Consider the following 17,206-nt stretch of genomic DNA (forward strand, 5'->3'; position numbering starts at 1 on the left):
GCATTGTGCAAGGGGCGCGGGACAGCTGCTGACGAAAACTGGCAGGAGTGGACGTGGTCAGCGAGGGGGGGCGGTGCGTGCCCTCAGGCTGTGCATGATCCCGTCAAGGCAGGTGCAGACGATGCCGGTACCCAGGAGGCACAGGCCGAATTGCAGGCCGACATGCACCTGTGACGCAGGCAGCAAAGTGGTTGTCGCGGGCAAGACCACGCGTGCTGCGGCGAAGGCCCCGAGGATGGCGCAGAAGACCACGGCGGCCAGGGCGCTTGCCTTGTCCCGGCGGGCGGTCAGCGTGGATGCGATCACCCCCGTGGCCACGGCGCTCACCAACAGGAACGCGGCGAGGGCCGCGGAAGAACTCCGGTCGGGTATCTCGGCCCGTTTGAGCATGTCGGGCGTCAGGCCATAGAGCGCGGCATAGGCCAGGGTCAGACCCGCGAACAGCGCGAGCCACGCCAGCCGCGCCCGGCGCGAAAAGGCGCTGCGCGACAGGCGCGACAGGGGGGCCGCGCACATGCTGGCCCATGCGGCGGGCAGGCAGATCAGGGCATAGGGCAACAGGATGTATTGCGGCCCCGGCACGTGCGGTAGAAAATGGCTGCTGGGCTCAAAACCGAACAGCGCCAGCGTCACCAGCGCGCCCAACAGGGTCGCCATGGCGAAGCGGCCATAGAGCAGCCAGACCAGACGCGGGCTGTGCCGGTCACGCAGGAAAAACAGGGGCGTCAGCACGAGGGTGACCAGAACGGCGTATATGAACAGCGGCACATCCACCACCGCCGCATCAGGATAGAGCCGATCCCCCACGGCGATCTTGAGCAGGGCCATCAGACCGGCGGCAAAGATGCCGATGATCAGCAGCAGCGCCTCCTGCACCGGTTTGCGGCGGTGGCGCGCGGCCAGCCCCGCCACGACAATCGACAGCATGGAACCAAGCGCAAGGCCTGCATATTTGGCGTTGATGACGTTGGTCGACCCCTTGATGCAATCCTGCCGGGTCAGGCAGTGGATCCAGACAGCCACATCCTGTGCCGCGCCGATGAACACCGCAGAAAAGAACCCGGCAGCGATCAGGAGGCCGGGTTGCGAGAGGCCCTGTGCAGATGTCCCGCGGTCTTTTCCCATTGGGCGACCGTAAGGTCGCCAGCCCGCATGGGTCAAGCGGCGCGGGATGGGTCAATTCGCACCTTGCGAGAGGCCACCGAATTGGGGATATAGTGGGCCGTTCTCAAACGGAGCAGTCCCATGCGCGCACGCATCTTTCAACCTGCCAAGACGGCCATGTCCTCGGGCACGGCCAAGACCAAGCACTGGGTGCTGGAATTTGCGCCGTCCTCGGCGCGGTCGGTGGACCCGTTGATGGGCTGGACATCGTCCTCGGACACGCAGGCGCAGGTGCGCATGACGTTCGACACGAAGGAAGCGGCGCTGGATTACGCCCGCGAGCACGAGATCGACGCGCAGGTGCAGGAGCCCAACAAGCGCCGCGCCAACATCCGCCCCGGCGGATATGGCGAGAATTTCGCAACCGGTCGGCGCGGGGCATGGACGCACTGATCGTCGCCCGCGACACGCCGGATCAGCCGGATGTGTCGGCGCTGTTGCTGCGCCATTTCGAATTGATGCGGGCGTCGTCCCCCGAAGAAAGCTGCCATGTGATGGAGCCGGGCACGCTGCTGGAAAAGGGCGCGGTCCTTTTTGCGGCGCGCGACGGCATCGATGTTCTGGGTGTGGGTGCCATGGCGCTGCTGACCCCGGATCATGGCGAGTTGAAGTCGATGCACACGCGGCAAGAGGCGCGGGGGCGTGGCGTTGGCGCGGCCATCCTGCGCGCTCTGATGGACCATGGGCGCAATGCCGGGCTGGCTCGGCTGAGCCTTGAGACCGGATCGGCGGACCTGTTTGCACCCGCCCGCGCGCTTTATGCGGCCCACGGGTTCGAGGCCTGCGCGCCCTTCGGGGACTATGTCGAAGACCCGTTGAGCGTTTTCATGACCCGCACGCTTTGAACCGCTTGCCCTGCGGGTGCACCTGCGGCATGACGGGGGCAGCGGTCCCTTAGCTCAACTGGATAGAGCAGCTGACTTCTAATCAGCAGGTTGAGGGTTCGAGTCCTTCAGGGATCGCCAGAATTTTCGGGATGTGTGTTGGCCACGGGGTCGTGGCGGTATGTGCCGGGATAAAACACCCCGGCACAAGGGTCAGGTCGGATCAGCCGTTGATCCAGGACTGGACAGTGTCCTTGTTGTCGGCAATCCAGTCTTCGGCCACCTCGCGCGGGTCACGCTTGTTTTCGAACATCTCGACGATCCAGCCGTTGATCTCGTCGCCGGTGAACTGGACGTTCGAGAGCATCTTGGCCGCGGCCGGGTTGCGCTCTTCCAGCGATGCGGAATAGGCCACGAAGATCTCGTTGGAGGCGATCACGCAGTTGAATTCCGACACTTCCAGCCAGTCTTCGGCGTCGAGGTTCACGTCCTCGCAGCCGTCGGAACGTGCGGGCTCTTCTACAGCCGTCAGGTCGTATTTCACGTGGATCGCTTCGGGTGTCCAGTAGTAGAACAGCTGCGGTTTGCCGGAGGTATAGGCGGCCTCGAGGCCCGCCTTGAACGTGTCGGCGGAGACGATGTTCGGTTCCCACAGGCCATCGAGGCCGTAGGATTTGAACTTGATCTGCCAGCGCTTGGTCGAGGCCCAGGTCACGTCACCGGCCCAGTATTCGCCCTTGCCATTGCCATCGGTGTCGAACATCGCGGCGATCTCGGGGTTCTTGAGGTCCTCGATGCTGCTGACCTTGTCGGCCATGTAGGTGGGCACGTAGATGTTGGAGGTGCCGTTATAGGGCTGGTTGGTTTTGACCGTGCCGTTGCCGTCGATGTATTCGTCCCACAGCGCCTGCTGGTTGGGCATCCACATGTCGGTAAAGACGTCGATGGAGCCGTCGCCCTTGTCCATGCCGGCCATGATGACCGCGGCCTGGTTCATGCCCGAAACGATTTCGGCGTCGCCGCCCATTTCGGTTTCGATGATGGTGGACAGGACGTGGCCGATGGCTTGGGCGCCATTCCAGCTGAGGTCGGAAAAGGTGACCTTTTCCTGTGCCGATGCGCCGGCGGCGGCGATGGCCAGGGCGCTCGTCAGCGCGGCTGTTTTCAACATGTTCATTGGTTTCTCCCGTTGTGTTGAATTGGTTATGGGTGTCAGATTCGGCTGAAGGAGTTGCGGATCCCCTTGAGGATACGGTCGATCATCATCGCAACGAGCGCGATGGCGATCCCGGCCAGAAGGCCCTTGCCCGCGTTGGCATCCCCCAGGGCGGAGGTCACGATGGCGCCCAGCCCTTCGGCCCCGATAAAGGCCGAGATGGTCGCCATGGACAGCGCCAGCATGATCGTCTGATTGAGCCCGGCCATGATCGAGGGGATCGACATGGGCAATTCGACCTTGCGCAGCAACTGCCGTTCGGAAGCGCCGAAGGCGAGGGCGGCTTCCTTGGTGCTTTCGGGCACTTGCAGGATGCCGAGGGCGGTCAGCTTGATCATCGGCGGCATCGCAAAAATTACCGTGGCCAGCACCGCGGGCGGTTGCGAGATGCCAAAGAAGGCCACCGCAGGCACAAGGTAGCTGAGCGAGGGGATCGTCTGCATCACGTCGAGGATGGGTTCGGTGATCCATCGGAAGTACTTGTTCTTGGCCATCCAGATGCCGATGGGCAGGCCGACAAAGACGCAGACAGCGGTGGAGACGACCACCAGCGCCATGGTCTGCATGGCGATCTGCCACAGTTCGAACAGCGCGAGGAACCCTAGTGACGCGCCCACGAAGACGGTTGTACCCTTGCCCGCAAACGCCCAGCTGAGCGCGAGGAACAGGAAGGCGACCACCGGCCACGGGGTCTGCATGAACGCGACCTCGACCCGGATCAGCGACTGCCGAAGGACGTTCGTCATCGCATCGAAGAACCCGGCATATTGCGCGCGCAGCTTGTTGATGCCGATGTCGATGCTTTCGGCGGAGTAGGTGAACACGGTGACCTTGCGGCCTTCGACCGGGTCCTTGATCTGGGCGATCACCTTGGTGGCGTCTTCGTCGCCCTGGGCAATCGCGTCTTCGTTGGGCACGCGGCGGTAAGTTACGTCCGCAGGAGGGTCAAGCCGCGCCAGCGTCGGAAAATCGTCAATGAAGGCGCAGTCAAAGCGGTCCACGGCAGAGATGGTCTGGAAATCGCTGACCTGCTCGCGCTCGCGGCTGAGGTCACGTACGTCGCGGCGCAACTGGCTGCGTTCGGCATTCTGCGCCTCGGTCCGCCCGTCGATGGCGTCCAGCGCGTCAAAGCGGGTCTGCATGTCTGCGATGTCGGCATCGATGGAGGTCAAGAGCGCGGTCACATCCGCGGCCCCATAGCTGGGCATCAGCTGGCCCACGGCCTCGCCTGCACGCATCTGGTTGAAACAGGCGCGCTCATCCAGCCGCAATTGTGTGGCGCGGTAGGTTGTGAGCGGGGCCACGATGGCCACGATGACCAGCCCGAGGATCAACCGTTTCATGTCGACGCCGCTGGGCACGGCCTGATCGATGCGCCAGCGGGAATATTGGGAGAAATACCAGCGGTTTGCGCTGCTGCCCATCCAGAACCTGCCGCCGATGAACAGGATCGCGGCGGCCCAGCCGTAATTCGTGACCCATGTGGAATAGCGCGCCACCAGCGTGCTGTTGGCGGCGGCATCCAGTTGTGCCTCGGCCAGCAGGGGCGAGAATTTGACCACCTGCATCAGGCACACGAGGGCCAGCACGTCAATCGCCAGCGACAGCCAGAAGAGCAGCCAGACGCCGCGCGCCGCCGCCCAGGCCCACGGCACCAGCAGCGCCCAGATGTTCACATGCCAGCGGGGCAGGCTGCCGCGCTGCACGCGTTCGAATGTCGGCGCATAGTACCCTTCGGCCCGTTCGACAAAGGTTTCGATGCCGACGTCGCGATCGTCGATCTCGCGCTGCTCTGCCCCGCTCATGTGCTTTCTCCCCCTTGCAGACCCCGCAGGAGGGTGTCCTTGGTGACGATGCCCACAACGGCGCCGTCCGATTTGATGAGGACCGGTTTGTCCGATCCGGTGCTGAGACCGACCAGCGTGTCGAGGTCATCGTCCGGTGCGGCCTCTGGGCAGCCTGCGGACAGGTCAACGTTGCCGTTGACCGCGGCAAAGGCGTCGACGCTGGTCATGATCTTGGAGGCCGACACCAGCTTGAGCCGCGAGATACCCGCCACGAAGTCGGCGACATAGTCGTCGGCGGGGGCGGTCACGATGTCTTCGGCGGTGCCGATCTGGACAATTTCACCGTCCTTCATGATGCCGATGCGGTCGCCCATGCGGATCGCCTCGTCGAGGTCGTGGGTGATGAATACGGTGGTTTTCCGCAAATTCTGGCTGAGGCCCAGGAATTCGTCCTGGAGGTTGCGGCGGATCAGCGGGTCGAGTGCCGAGAACGGCTCGTCCATCAACAGGATCTCGGGATCGGCGGCCAGGGCGCGGGCGAGGCCGACGCGTTGCTGCATCCCGCCAGACAATTCCGAGGGCAACCGGTCGCCATAGCCGTGCAGCGACACGGTTTCGAGCGCCCGGTCCGCAGCCTGCGCGCGGGTGTAGCCGTCGATGCCGCGCAGTTCGAGCGCAAAGCCGATATTGTCGCGCACCGACCGGTGCGGCAGCAAGGCCATGTTCTGGAACACCATCCCGATCTTGTCCGCGCGGGTGGCGCGCAGCTGTTCGGTTTTCATCGCGCCAATGTCTTCGCCCATGATGCGGATCGTGCCCGCGGTGGGTTCGATCAGCCGGTTGATGTGCCGTACCAGCGTGGATTTACCCGACCCGGACAGGCCCATGAGGCAAAAGATCTCGCCCTCTTCGACGCTGAACGACGCGTCCTTGACCCCGACGACCGCGCCGAACCGTTCCAGCACCTCGGCCTTGCCGATCCCGTCCGCGCGGATGGCCTTCATCGCCTCGGGGGCGCGTTCGCCAAAGACCTTCCAGACGTTTTCAAGTTCGACGACACTCATGCGCGGGCTCTTTCTCTTTTCGGGTCGATGAAGGGCACGGTCACGACCGTGGCGGACAGGCGTTTCATGCGTCCGTCCAGCTGGCCGACATCGACCAGACCGCCGGGTGTGGCGTGTTCGACGGACAGGCGCGCCATGGCGATGGCGTGTCCCAGCATCGGGGATTTGGTGGCCGAGGTGACCTGACCGATCTGGCGTTCACCCTTGAAGACAGGCGCGCCGTGGACAGGCACGTCGTCGCAATCGAGGTGCAGGCCCACCAGCGCCCGGCGGGGCGACTGGGCGTTGCGGCGCAATGCGGCGTCACCGACAAAGGTCGTTTTTCGCAGATCGACGGCGAACCCCAGTCCGGCCTCGAACGCGTCGCAGCCTGCGGTGAACTCGGCCCCGCTGGCGGCCAGACCGGCCTCGATCCGGATGGTTTCGAGGGCGGCGGACCCCATGGGTTTGAGCCCGAATTCCGCGCCCGCTTCCATCAGCGCATCCCAGAGCGGCAGCGCGTTGTCGCGCGAGCAGAAGAGTTCGTAGCCCAGTTCGCCGGTATACCCGCTGCGGGTGAGCAGAAAGGGGATGCCCTCGCGGTCGTTGAGGCGGGCGACGGTCGCGCCGAACCACTTGAGTTGGTCGAGGTTGGGCACGTGCGGCTGGGTAAAGACCAGCTTGCGCAGGATGTCGCGGGATTTCGGCCCTTGCAGGGCGAGGTTGGGCAGCGCGCCTTGCAGGTCGTGGATGCGCACCTGCATGTCATGCTCGGCCGCGAGGCTATTGAGCCAGGTGCCACTTTCTTCGGAGCCGCAGCACCAGCGGAACAGGTGATCGGACAGCCGGAACAGGGTGCCGTCGTCGATGACCTCGCCGCTTTCGTCGCACATCAGCGCGTAGGTGCCGCGCCAGACCGCCAGTTTCGAGATGTCGCGCGTCATGGCCAGTTGCAGCAGCCGTTCGGCGTCGGGCCCGATCACGTCGAACTTGCGCAGCCCGCTCATGTCTTGCAGCGTCGCGGCCTCGCGGCAGGCCCAGTATTCGCCTTGGGTGCCATAGCTGGGAAAGGCGATGGGCGACCACAGGTCGCGCGCGGGCGCAAACTGATCCGTCAGCGGGGCGAGGCGTTCGTGAAACGCGGAAGGTTGCGAGATCTGCATCGGCGCGTCTTCTTTCTTGCGGTAGGCGATGGCCTGCATAACCTTGGTCTCGGGGCGGTAGATGCGGACATGCACGTCCGTGGGGTTCCAGCCATTGATCGGATCGATATCGTCCGGGCAGGCGGTGGTGACGCAGATCAAGTCGTCCAGCGCCCGCATCGTGACATAGTCCCCCGGTCGCGACCAGGATTCCGCCGTTTGCAGGTGGTGGTGCGGATCGATCCACGTGTTCCAGAAAAAGTTGATGGCGGGCCAGCCCGCCCGTGCGCCGACACCGTAGGGGGCCAGCGCGTTCGAGATGTTGTCCGAGCAGTTCACGTGGCCCGGAAACCCGCGTTCCTCGTAGCCGCGCGCGGTGCAGGCAAGGCCGAATGTGTCGTGGCGTCCGCAGGTATCCTGCACCACCTGCAACAGCGGCTTCATCGCGCCGTCATAGAATTTGTCGAACAGGCCCGGCCCCGGAAAGGCGCGGCGCACCATGGACCGGGTCGTGGTGCCGTCGATCATCCATTCGGTCCCGGCGTCGAGCGCGGATTTGCGAAACGCCTGAAAGTCGGAACATTGCTGTCCGTCCACGTCGATGATCTGAAGGATCTCGCCCTCACGCACCTCGTAGGCCATGGCCGAGGCGCGCGAGACGGTGAATTCCGTGCGCACGTCGCCCAAGGCTGGCGGAAGGGTCCGCCCTCCGCCTGCACGTTTCAACGACAGCTTGACCGTGTCCACCGATTGGCCCCCGACCAGCGCACCATGAGACAGCGGCAGGGCGACAACCACATCGCAGGCCTGCGGCGCCTTGAGCACCAGCGGCTCCGTCAGCCCGTCGATGCAGGTCGCGTGGAACGGGCCAGTGGGGTCGGCCCCGTTCGCCGCCAGCCACCCGGTCAGCGGGCGGTGGTCAAAGTCGTCCAGTGATACGGGCGATGGCGCGGGCAGGCCAAACGCCGCCTCGATCCGCCCGCCGCGCGGCCCGAATGCGGCCAGTGCAAGCCGCGCGCGCGGGGCGTGTTCACCGATCTGGAGAATGTCGCCCGCCGCAAGGGACAACCGCACGCAGCCGCGCGGCTCTATATACTGTGCAACGGGGGCGCCGATGTCCTGAAACCCGGCAAAGTTCCGGCCATGGCGCTGATGCCCCATGTTCGAAAACGTCCGTATGACGGTTTGATCAACCACTGAATTTCCTTGTGGAATCGTTTATGAAACCAGTTTCAAGGCTTGTGTAACTAGTTTCACATGTCAAGAAATTCTGCGTTGCGTTCTTTCCGAAGAACCATGAAAGTGCTTGTCATGCCGCAACAACGGTCAAAATTTCGAAGCAATATGCGGGATGTGGCGCGCCATGCCGGGGTGTCGGTGGCGACCGTGTCGCGGGTGTTGAACGGCACCAGCCCGGTGTCGGTCGAGACGCGGCGACGGGTCGAGGCTTCGGTCGAGGCGTTGAATTTCGTGCCCAGCCCTTCGGCGCGGGCCATCAACAGCGGGCGGACCCATATCATCGGCGCGCTGGTGCCAACGCTGGATCACGCGATCTTTGCCCGTTATCTGCACGCGCTCGAAGAAGAGCTGGCCATGTGCGGTCTGTCGCTGGTGGTGGCCACAACGGGTGGCGATCCCGATCTGGAGGCCAAGCGTGCCGAAGATCTGATGAACCTCGGGATCGAGGGGCTGATCGTGTCGGGCATCACGCACAGCGCTGCGTTCGAACAGGGCGTACGGCGGCGAAGCCTGCCAGTGATCGCGACATCCTATTTCGCGCCGGGCCATGACCTGCCCACGATTGGCTATGACAATGCGTCAATTGCGCGGATGGCGCTGGATCACCTGACCGCGCTGGGCCACCGGAACATCGCGGTGTTGCACGGCCCCGTCGACACAAACGACCGGACGCGCGCGCGCATTGCGGCGCTGCAGGACAAGGCCCCCCCGGAGGCGACATTCGTCGAGCGTCCGCTGCTGTACGAGGCGGCGGCGGATTGTGCGCAGGAGATTTTCCGTCAGGATAGTGGTGTGACGGCTCTCTTGTGTGCGTCGGACGTTCTGGCGCTGGGCGCTTTGTTCGGGTTGCAGTCGCTGGGGGTCGCGATTCCGGACAGTATTTCGGTGATCGGGATGGAGGACCTGCCCGCGTCGCGGTCCACCTCGCCTGCGCTGACCAGTATCCAGCTACCTTTGGACGAAATGGGGCGGCAGACCGCGCGTGCGCTGCACCGCTGGATCGAAGAGGGTACGCGCCCCGAGGCGGTGCATCTGCCCTCGCGCCTTGTGGTGCGCGGGTCGACCGGCCCCGTGTGACGCGAGGCTAGCCCGCGAGGTAATCCATTGCCGCCTGCACCCCGCCCTTGGCAAAGGGCGTGCCGGATTTCGCAAGGCCCATTTCCACGCCGCACAGGGTGCCCATCAGCATCAGGTCGTTGAAATCGCCCAGATGTCCGATGCGGAACACCTTGTCTGCGACCTTGTTCAGGCCGGTGCCCAGCGACATGTCGAAACTGTCGAGGATCTGGCCGCGCAGGGCGTCGGCACCGGCCTTGTCCGGCATCACCACCGCCGTCAGCGCATTGGACCGTTCCGCCGGGTTGGCGGCCAGGATTTCTAGGCCCCATGCCTCGACCGCGATCCGGGTCGCCGTGGCGTGGCGGGTGTGGCGGGCAAAGACGTTGTCCAACCCCTCTTCGGCCAGCATGTCGAGCGCCTCGCGCAGACCGTAGAGGAGCGTGGTCGCGGGGGTGTACGGAAAGAACCCGCTTTCGTTCGGGCCGGCCATGTCGCGCCAGTCCCAATAGGACCGCCGGTCGCCGCCCGCCTCGCACGCGGCCCATGCCTTGGGCGAGATTGCGTTGAACGACAGACCGGGGGGCAGCATCAGCCCCTTTTGAGATCCGGCGACCACTACGTCCACACCCCACGCATCCGTCTGGAAATCGATGGAGCCCAGCGACGAGATCGTATCGACCATCAACAGGGCCGGGTGCCCTGCGGCATCGATCGCTGCACGCACCGCCGCGATGTCGGATGTGATGCCCGTGGCGGTGTCGTTGTGCACGACGCAGACGGCCTTGATCCGGTGGCCGGTATCCGCGGTCAGTTGGGCGCCAATCGCTTCGGCGTTGGCGCCGTGTCGCCAGTCGCCCTGCATGAAGACCGGGTCGTATCCCAGCTTGGTCGCCATGTTCTTCCACAGGGTGGCGAATTGCCCGGTTTCGTACATCAGCACCTGATCGCCGGGGGCGAGCACGTTGACCAGTGCCGCCTCCCATGCGCCGGTGCCGGAAGCGGGGTAGATCACCACGTGGTTCTCGGTTTGAAAGACGGACCTCAGGTCGCGGAGCAGCCCGCGGCCCAGTTCCGCAAATTCCGGCCCGCGGTGATCCATGACGGCGCGGTGCATGGCCCGCAGGATCCGGTCGGGCGTGTTTGTCGGGCCTGGAATTTGCAGAAAATGACGTCCGGATCGCATGACAAGCCCCTAATTTCGTTGCAATTGTGGTGGTCGGAGCAGAGAATGTTCAGCATGTGAGGTCAAGACCTAATGGCAGATTACGAGGCTCTCGCGCGGCAGATCGAAGGCGAGGTGCTGACCGGCAGGTTTGACCGGGGGCGCTATGCCACCGACGCGTCCATTTACCAGATCACGCCGCGCGCTGTCGTGGTCCCCAAGCGCTGGGAGGACGTGGAGGCGACCCTTGCCTTTGCGCGGGCCGCGGGTGTGCCGGTCCTGCCGCGCGGTGGCGGGACATCGCAGTCCGGGCAGACCGTGGGCGATGCCATCGTCATCGATTTTACCAAGCATCTGAACCGAGTTCTGGACTATGATCCGCAAGCCAGACGGGTCCGTGTGGAGCCGGGTCTGGTGCTGGATGATCTGAACCGGCATCTGGCGGGCGATGACCTGTGGTTTCCCGTGGATGTGTCCACCGCCTCGCGCGCGACGCTGGGCGGGATGGCCGCAAACAATTCCTGCGGGTCGCGGTCGATCCGCTATGGCAAGATGCGGGACAATCTGGTGTCGCTGGATGCGATGCTGGCAGACGGGTCCGTACGTTCATTTGGGTCACAACCGGCGGACGATGCGCTTGACCGCGACATGATCGCGCTGGCCGCGCGCGAGGCGGACGAGATCGCGGCGCGGTTCCCCGATGTGTCGCGGCGCGTGGGGGGCTACAACATCGACGCGCTGGTTGGTGACGCGCCCAATATGGCGCACCTGATGGTGGGGTCCGAAGGCACGCTGGGCGTGACGCAATCCGTGACGCTGTCGCTGTCGCCACGGCTGGGGGCCAAGACGCTGGGCGTCTGCCATTTCCCGACATTCCATGCCGCGATGGACGCGGCGCAGCATATCGTCAACCTGGGGCCCGTCGCCGTCGAACTGGTCGATGAAAACATGATCCGGCTGGGCCGCGATATCCCGCAGTTCCGGCCCATCGTCGATGCCTTTGTGCGGGGGAACCCCGATGCGCTGCTCTTGGTGGAATTTGCCGAAGATCCGGCCGAAAACCGCCGTCGCCTGACGGCGCTGGGGGATCTGATGGCGCAGCTGGGATTTCGCTGGGGCGATCCGGGCAAGCAGGACGGCGGTGTGGTCGAGGCGGAAGACCCGGCCTTTCAGGCGCGCATCTGGGGGGTGCGGACGCAGGGGCTGAACATCATGATGTCGATGCGATCCGAGGGCAAGCCGGTGTCCTTTGTGGAGGATTGCGCCGTCCCGCTGGAGCATCTGGCCGCCTTTACCGACCAGTTGACGCAGGTGTTTCGCAAACATGGCACCGATGGCACGTGGTACGCGCACGCTTCGGTCGGCCTGCTGCACGTGCGGCCCGTGTTGAACCTGCGGCAGGATTTGGGTGTGCGGCAGATGCGGGCGATTGCCGAAGAGGCCTTTGACCTCGTGGCGCGGTACAAGGGATCGCATTCTGGCGAGCATGGGGATGGCATTGTCAGGTCGGAATTCCACGAACGCATGTTCGGGGCGCGGATGGTGCGGACATTTGAGGCGGTCAAGGATCGGTTCGACCCGGATGGCGTGCTGAACCCCGGCAAGATTGTGCGCGCGCCGCGCATGGACGACCGCAGCCTGATGCGCTGGCCGCCCGATTTCCGGCAGGACACGCCCGCCACCGTCTTTGACTGGTCCGCATGGCCGGGCGGGCTGAGCGGTGCGGCCGAGATGTGCAACAATAACGGCGCGTGCCGGAAAAGCGTTGGCGGCGGCATGTGCCCGTCCTTTCGCGCCACGGGCAACGAGATCGACCTGACGCGGGGACGGGCCAACACCATGCGGCTGGCCTTGACCGGGCGGCTGGGTGATGACGCGCTGGCCTCGGACGAGATGGCGGCCACCATGAAGCTCTGCGTGGGCTGCAAGGCCTGCAAAAGCGAATGTCCGATGTCCGTCGATATGGCCAGGATGAAGATCGAGGCGCAGGCGGCGCACTATGCCAGACACGGCGCCAGCCCGCGCAGTCGCGCGATTGCGCATCTGCCTGCGCTGGCGCCATGGGCCGCACGGCTGCGCCCCTTGGCCAACGCGGTGACGGGCGTGCCGCAGTTGGCCGCCTTGGCGGGGATCAGCCCCGCGCGCCGGTTGCCTGCGTTCCGCAAACCTTTTGTCGGGCGCGCGACGGGCGAGGTGATGCTCTTTGCCGATACGTTCAATCGCTATTTCGATCCCGGCACGCTGGAGGCGGCGCAGCGTGTCATAGAACATACGGGTGCGTCTGTGGGCGTGCTCTCTGCGCCGGGCAGGGCGCTCTGTTGCGGGCGCACCTACCTGTCGGCGGGGATGACAGACCGGGCGCTGGAGGAAATGCGACGCACGACAGATGTCTTTCGTGCCGCGCTGGACGCAGGCCAGACCATTGTGGGGCTTGAGCCGTCCTGCACCCTGATGTTCCGCGATGAAGCGCCAAACCTGATCGCCGATTGGACCGAAGAGATGGGCAAGCGGGTGCTGACCTTTGCCGAATATGTCGTAACCGCGCCGCTGGACGATCTACGGCTGTCGTCGACGCAGGCGCTGGTGCACGGGCACTGCCATCAAAAGGCGCTGGGGGTCGCGGATGCGACCGTCGCCGCGCTGAACCGGATCGAGGGTGTGGACGCGTCGATGATTGCCTCGGCTTGCTGTGGCATGGCCGGACCTTTCGGGTATCAGGCCGAGACGGAGGCCGTCTCGCGCGATATGGCGGAGCTGTCCCTCGCCCCGGCGGTGCGGGCGGCATCGCCGGACACATGCGTCGTGGCGGACGGGTTTTCCTGCCGCTGCCAGATCCGCGATGTCACCGCGCGCAAGGCGCAGTCCCTTGCCAGCGTGCTGGCGCAGGCGCTGCCGCAATGAGGGTGCACAATGCTTGAAACCTTTCTGCCCACGCTGGACCCGGCCAGTGCAGCCTATCTTGCCGTCGTCTTTCTGGTTGCCGGTGTGGTCAAGGGGTTCCTCGGCATTGGCCTGCCAGCGGCGGCCATGGCGCTGCTGACCCTCTATCTTGAGCCGACCGAGGCGATCCCGCTTTTGTGGTTGCCGATCCTGGCGACCAACACGCTGCAATTCCTGCGCGCGCCAGAGAAGGCTGCGGTGGCGCGCGACTATGCGTGGTTTGCGGTGATGATCGTGGCGAGCATCTTCGTGACGTCGATGTTCATCGCTGACTATCCCACTGCCTTTCTGACCGTGGCCATCGGCGTGGCGATGGTGGTGTTTTCGCTGAACCTGCTCTTGGGTGTCAAACTGAACATCGGGCCGGGGCGCGGCTGGCAGGTGGGGTTTGGCCTTGTGTCCGGCGTGCTGGGCGGGATCAGTTCGATCTGGTCGCCGCCCGTGGCGATGTATCTGGTGGCGCGTGGTGTGTCCAAGGAACGGTTCATCGCGGCCACTGGGTTTCTGTTTCTGGCCGGATGCCTGCCGCTTGGCGCGGGGCAGGTCATCGCGGGGATCCTGACAATGCCAGTCCTGCTCAAGTCACTTGTGGGGTTGGGCATCGTTCTGGTCGGGTTCCGCATCGGGGAAATCCTGCGCGGGCGGGTGTCGCAGACGCATTTCCGGCGCGCGGTCCTGATCGCGTTCCTGATCATGGGCGTGCGGTTGATCGCGATCGGGGTTTTCTGATCAGTCGGCCCCGTAGAGTAGCGTGTTCAGATACAGCCGCTGGATCTTGCCGGACGGGCCCTTGGGCAGCTCGTCCAGAATGTGCACCGCATCCGGTGTCTTGAACGCGCCCAGCCGTGCCGCGCATAGGGCCAGCAGATCGTCGGATGTCGCACCAGAGGCGGGTGTCAGGCGCACCGCTGCCTCGACCCGTTCGCCATATTGTGGGCAGGGACGGGCAAAGGCCGCGGCCTCCATCACGTCCGGGTGTTGATAGAGCACTTCGTCGATCTCGCGCGGGGCGATGTTCTCGCCACCCTTGATGATCAGTTCCTTGAGCCGCCCGGTCACGAACACATAGCCGTCCGCATCCATGCGGCCCAGATCGCCCGTGCGCAGCCAGCCGTCGACAAACGTGTCCGCGGTGGCCTGCGGGTTCTTGAGGTATTCCTTCATCACGTTGGGGCCGCGGATCTGGATCTCGCCCTCGACATCCCAAGGGCAGACGGTGCCGTTGTCGTCGGCCACCCGTGCATCATTGCCAAGTGCGATGCCGGGGGATCCGATCTTGTGCCCGGCGGGGTCCAGCGGGTTCGACAGGCATTGCGCCGCGGTTTCGGTCAGGCCCATGGTTTCAACGATGGGAATGCCAAAGCGGTTCTGGAACGCCGTTTGCGTCTCTACCGCCAACGCCGAAGACGCCGAGCGGCCAAAGCGGATGCGCGCGCACAGAGCCTCCGAGGGTTGCGCGTCGCCGTGCAGCAGGTGGCTGATGATGGTGGGCACCACGGAGAACCACGTGACGTCACCCGCTTCGGCCTGTGCCCAGAACTGCGAGGCGGAAAAGCGCGACACCATCGCCAGCGATCCACCTGACACGAGGCTGCCCATGACGGTCACGCATTGCCCGTTGATGTGATAGATCGGCAGCACGCAGAACCCGCGATCCTTGCTCGTCAGGTGGTGGGCCACCGTGGATGTCCACCCGCCCGCCAGCAGGCTCGCATGGGTGTGCACCACGCCCTTGGGCCGCCCGGTCGTGCCGGAGGTGTACATGAGCAGCGCGTCGTCAGAGGCCTCCAGCGGGTGCAGCGGTGCCGCAGACCCCTTGGGCGCATAGCGCGCCAGCCGGTCCGGGCGGACCTGATTGAAGACGGCGACCTGATCGTCGTGGACAAAGGCCACGCGCGCCTCGGAATGATCCAGCGCATAGCCGATGGCATCGGGCCCTGCGGCGAGGTTGATCATCGTCGCGCGAAACCCGCCACAAAGCGCTGCGTAAAGCGCCACGACACCGTCCCAGCCGTTGGGGTGCATGATCGCCACGCTTTCGCCCTTGGCCACACCCTGCGCGGTCAGGTCGGCAGCGATGGTGGTGGCATCGGCGTGCAGCTGCGCCCAAGTCAGCGTAGCCCCGGTTTCGGGAAACATGACCGCCACGCCACCCGCTTGCGCGCGGGCCGCGAGCCAGTCGCGCACGGTGCCCTTGGGCGGGGTCAGGTGATCCGGCGTCATGCGCCCGCCTGTGCCCAGTAATCGGCAAAGATGTCCGCGACCTCGGGCTCACAGGCGGGGATTTCCCGTACGATCTTGGTGGTTTGCAAAAAGTGTTTCCAATGCAGGTTGTCGTCGATGGAATTGCCACCCCACGACCCGCAGCCCATGGACAGCGAAAACGGCATCCCGTTGTTGAACGCACCGCCGGTGGCAAAGCAATGCGCCTGGTTGACGATGACGCGGCTGGTGGGAATGGCCTGGCCCAGCGTCACGGCGCGCGTGTCGTCCGTGGAATGCAGCCCGACGGAATGGCCCGCCCCCAGATGCAACTGGATCCGCCGCGTGATGTCCAGCGCGTCGTCGAAATCCCGCGCCCGGTAGAGCGCCAGCACCAGCGACAGCTTTTCCCCCGACAGCGGATGATCCGGCCCGATGCCCGTGGTCTCGACCGCGATGTATTTCGCGTCCGCGGGCACGTCGCCGTCCAGATCCAGCGCCGCGATCAGCTTGTCCGCGTCCTGCGCGATGGCCGCCCGGTTGAGATGCCCGTCGGGCCAGAGCTTTGCGACCACTGCCGTATCATCGTGGACCAGCGCGCCGCCATTTGCCGCCATGGCCGCGACGAAGGCGTCATAGACTGCGTCCACCACCACAACCGCGTTTTCTGACGAGCAGGACGTCGCGTTGTCAAAGGTCTTGGAGGCGCGGATCTTGTCCGCGGCGGCGTCAAGGTCGGCGGTCTCATCGACGATCACGGTAACATTGCCCGCGCCCACGGCCAGCGCGGGTGTGCCGCTGGTATAGGCACGTTTGACGTTGTTCTGCGACCCCGTCACCACGATGGTGTCGGTGTTTTCCAGAAGCGCCTGCGTCTTGTCCTTGGATCCCGGTCCGGGGATCATCTGCACCAGATCCGGATTCTCGCCGATCTTGGCAAATTCCGCGTGGATGTAGTCGAGCAGCAATTCGCAAGTCGGTACGCCCTTGGGGCTGGGCGACAGGATGATCGCATTGCCGCATTTGAGCGCATTGATCACATTGTTGGCCGGGGTTGCGCCGGGGTTGGTGGACGGGACCACTGCGCCGATCACGCCGATGGGGCGGGCAATCTCGGTGATGCCGGTCTCTGCGTCCTCGCGGATGATTCCATAGGTTGGCACATTCTGTATGTCGCGCATCAGGCCCAGCGTCTTGCGGTGGTTCTTGATGATCTTGTCGGGCACGTTTCCCAGACCGGTGGTCTTTACCGCCAGTTCGGCCAGCGCGCGGTTGCGATCCGGTTCCATGATGGCCCAGGCGGCAGCGGCGGCGGCGCGGTCATAGCGGGCCTGACTGCCTGCGGTTTCATATTCGGCCTGTGCCGCACGGGCGCGGGCGATCATGGCGTGGACGGCGTCTGTGTCGGTGCTCATGCGGGTTCCTCTC

Annotated in this window: 13 protein-coding genes and 1 tRNA gene; 6 read left to right on the top strand and 8 right to left on the bottom strand. The window is 64.8% G+C overall.

All coding sequences use genetic code 11. From position 1 onward, the window contains the following. Positions 1–57: 57 nt before the first annotated feature. Positions 58–1,125, bottom strand: coding sequence for a hypothetical protein (locus Q0949_RS01790; RefSeq protein WP_299367703.1), 1,068 nt, complete (start codon positions 1,123–1,125; stop codon positions 58–60). 120 nt (positions 1,126–1,245) lie between these two features. Between Q0949_RS01790 and Q0949_RS01795 the strand changes: the two genes are divergently transcribed. From Q0949_RS01795 to Q0949_RS01805, 3 genes are all read left to right on the top strand, one after another. Next, positions 1,246–1,557: an ETC complex I subunit gene (locus Q0949_RS01795; RefSeq protein WP_299367705.1), complete on the top strand. Its 312-nt coding sequence runs from the start codon at positions 1,246–1,248 to the stop codon at positions 1,555–1,557. Continuing rightward, a complete protein-coding gene (locus Q0949_RS01800; protein ID WP_299367707.1) occupies positions 1,545–2,009 on the top strand; it encodes a GNAT family N-acetyltransferase in 465 nt (154 codons plus the stop codon). Before Q0949_RS01795 ends, Q0949_RS01800 begins: the two co-directional genes overlap by 13 nt. Before the next feature lie 43 nt (positions 2,010–2,052). Then, positions 2,053–2,129: transfer RNA gene (locus Q0949_RS01805), tRNA-Arg, on the top strand. Positions 2,130–2,211: 82 nt separating this feature from the next. On the opposite strand, the gene Q0949_RS01810 is transcribed toward Q0949_RS01805, so the two are convergent. Genes Q0949_RS01810 through Q0949_RS01825 form a run of 4 tightly spaced genes read right to left on the bottom strand, consistent with a single transcriptional unit; the run spans position 2,212 to position 8,373 of the window. Next, entirely contained in the window at positions 2,212–3,165 is a 954-nt protein-coding gene (locus tag Q0949_RS01810; RefSeq protein ID WP_299367709.1) for a glycine betaine ABC transporter substrate-binding protein, read from the bottom strand. Positions 3,166–3,200: 35 nt separating this feature from the next. Further along, entirely contained in the window at positions 3,201–5,009 is a 1,809-nt protein-coding gene (locus Q0949_RS01815) for an ABC transporter permease subunit (RefSeq protein WP_299367712.1), read from the bottom strand. Further along, complete coding sequence (locus Q0949_RS01820) at positions 5,006–6,055, bottom strand: betaine/proline/choline family ABC transporter ATP-binding protein (RefSeq protein ID WP_299367715.1); 1,050 nt, start codon at positions 6,053–6,055, stop codon at positions 5,006–5,008. The genes Q0949_RS01815 and Q0949_RS01820 overlap by 4 nt, the downstream gene beginning before the upstream one ends. Further along, on the bottom strand, positions 6,052–8,373 hold the full coding sequence (locus Q0949_RS01825; RefSeq protein WP_299367717.1) for an aminomethyltransferase family protein: 2,322 nt from the start codon (positions 8,371–8,373) through the stop codon (positions 6,052–6,054). Before Q0949_RS01825 ends, Q0949_RS01820 begins: the two co-directional genes overlap by 4 nt. A 114-nt stretch (positions 8,374–8,487) precedes the next feature. Here Q0949_RS01825 and Q0949_RS01830 point away from each other — a divergent pair, with 114 nt between their 5' ends. Continuing rightward, positions 8,488–9,492 carry a LacI family DNA-binding transcriptional regulator gene (locus Q0949_RS01830; RefSeq protein ID WP_299367721.1) on the top strand — a complete coding sequence of 335 codons (1,005 nt, stop codon included), beginning with the start codon at positions 8,488–8,490 and terminating at the stop codon, positions 9,490–9,492. A gap of 7 nt (positions 9,493–9,499) precedes the next feature. On the opposite strand, the gene Q0949_RS01835 is transcribed toward Q0949_RS01830, so the two are convergent. Continuing rightward, positions 9,500–10,657 (bottom strand): aminotransferase class V-fold PLP-dependent enzyme, encoded by a 1,158-nt coding sequence (locus Q0949_RS01835; protein ID WP_299367724.1) that lies wholly within the window; start codon positions 10,655–10,657, stop codon positions 9,500–9,502. Between the two features lie 72 nt (positions 10,658–10,729). Between Q0949_RS01835 and Q0949_RS01840 the strand changes: the two genes are divergently transcribed. Further along, positions 10,730–13,537: an FAD-binding and (Fe-S)-binding domain-containing protein gene (locus Q0949_RS01840; RefSeq protein WP_299367727.1), complete on the top strand. Its 2,808-nt coding sequence runs from the start codon at positions 10,730–10,732 to the stop codon at positions 13,535–13,537. 9 nt (positions 13,538–13,546) lie between these two features. Beyond that, on the top strand, positions 13,547–14,305 hold the full coding sequence (locus tag Q0949_RS01845) for a sulfite exporter TauE/SafE family protein (protein ID WP_299367730.1): 759 nt from the start codon (positions 13,547–13,549) through the stop codon (positions 14,303–14,305). On the opposite strand, the gene Q0949_RS01850 is transcribed toward Q0949_RS01845, so the two are convergent. Together Q0949_RS01850 and Q0949_RS01855 are read right to left on the bottom strand one after the other, a co-directional pair. Beyond that, positions 14,306–15,799 (bottom strand): AMP-binding protein, encoded by a 1,494-nt coding sequence (locus Q0949_RS01850; protein WP_299367733.1) that lies wholly within the window; start codon positions 15,797–15,799, stop codon positions 14,306–14,308. Next, complete coding sequence (locus Q0949_RS01855; RefSeq protein WP_299367736.1) at positions 15,796–17,193, bottom strand: aldehyde dehydrogenase family protein; 1,398 nt, start codon at positions 17,191–17,193, stop codon at positions 15,796–15,798. Before Q0949_RS01855 ends, Q0949_RS01850 begins: the two co-directional genes overlap by 4 nt. Positions 17,194–17,206: the final 13 nt, after the last annotated feature.

Source organism: uncultured Tateyamaria sp. (genome assembly GCF_947487805.1).
Lineage (GTDB): Bacteria > Pseudomonadota > Alphaproteobacteria > Rhodobacterales > Rhodobacteraceae > Tateyamaria.

Bases quoted from the DNA above. Each gene is read 5' to 3' on its own strand.
- Q0949_RS01790 (WP_299367703.1), bottom strand. From the start codon at position 1,125: ATGGGAAAAGACCGCGGGACATCTGCACAGGGCCTCTCGCAACCCGGC.
- Q0949_RS01795 (WP_299367705.1), top strand. From the start codon at position 1,246: ATGCGCGCACGCATCTTTCAACCTGCCAAGACGGCCATGTCCTCGGGC.
- Q0949_RS01800 (WP_299367707.1), top strand. From the start codon at position 1,545: ATGGACGCACTGATCGTCGCCCGCGACACGCCGGATCAGCCGGATGTG.
- Q0949_RS01810 (WP_299367709.1), bottom strand. From the start codon at position 3,165: ATGAACATGTTGAAAACAGCCGCGCTGACGAGCGCCCTGGCCATCGCC.
- Q0949_RS01815 (WP_299367712.1), bottom strand. From the start codon at position 5,009: ATGAGCGGGGCAGAGCAGCGCGAGATCGACGATCGCGACGTCGGCATC.
- Q0949_RS01820 (WP_299367715.1), bottom strand. From the start codon at position 6,055: ATGAGTGTCGTCGAACTTGAAAACGTCTGGAAGGTCTTTGGCGAACGC.
- Q0949_RS01830 (WP_299367721.1), top strand. From the start codon at position 8,488: ATGCCGCAACAACGGTCAAAATTTCGAAGCAATATGCGGGATGTGGCG.
- Q0949_RS01835 (WP_299367724.1), bottom strand. From the start codon at position 10,657: ATGCGATCCGGACGTCATTTTCTGCAAATTCCAGGCCCGACAAACACG.
- Q0949_RS01840 (WP_299367727.1), top strand. From the start codon at position 10,730: ATGGCAGATTACGAGGCTCTCGCGCGGCAGATCGAAGGCGAGGTGCTG.
- Q0949_RS01845 (WP_299367730.1), top strand. From the start codon at position 13,547: ATGCTTGAAACCTTTCTGCCCACGCTGGACCCGGCCAGTGCAGCCTAT.
- Q0949_RS01850 (WP_299367733.1), bottom strand. From the start codon at position 15,799: ATGACGCCGGATCACCTGACCCCGCCCAAGGGCACCGTGCGCGACTGG.
- Q0949_RS01855 (WP_299367736.1), bottom strand. From the start codon at position 17,193: ATGAGCACCGACACAGACGCCGTCCACGCCATGATCGCCCGCGCCCGT.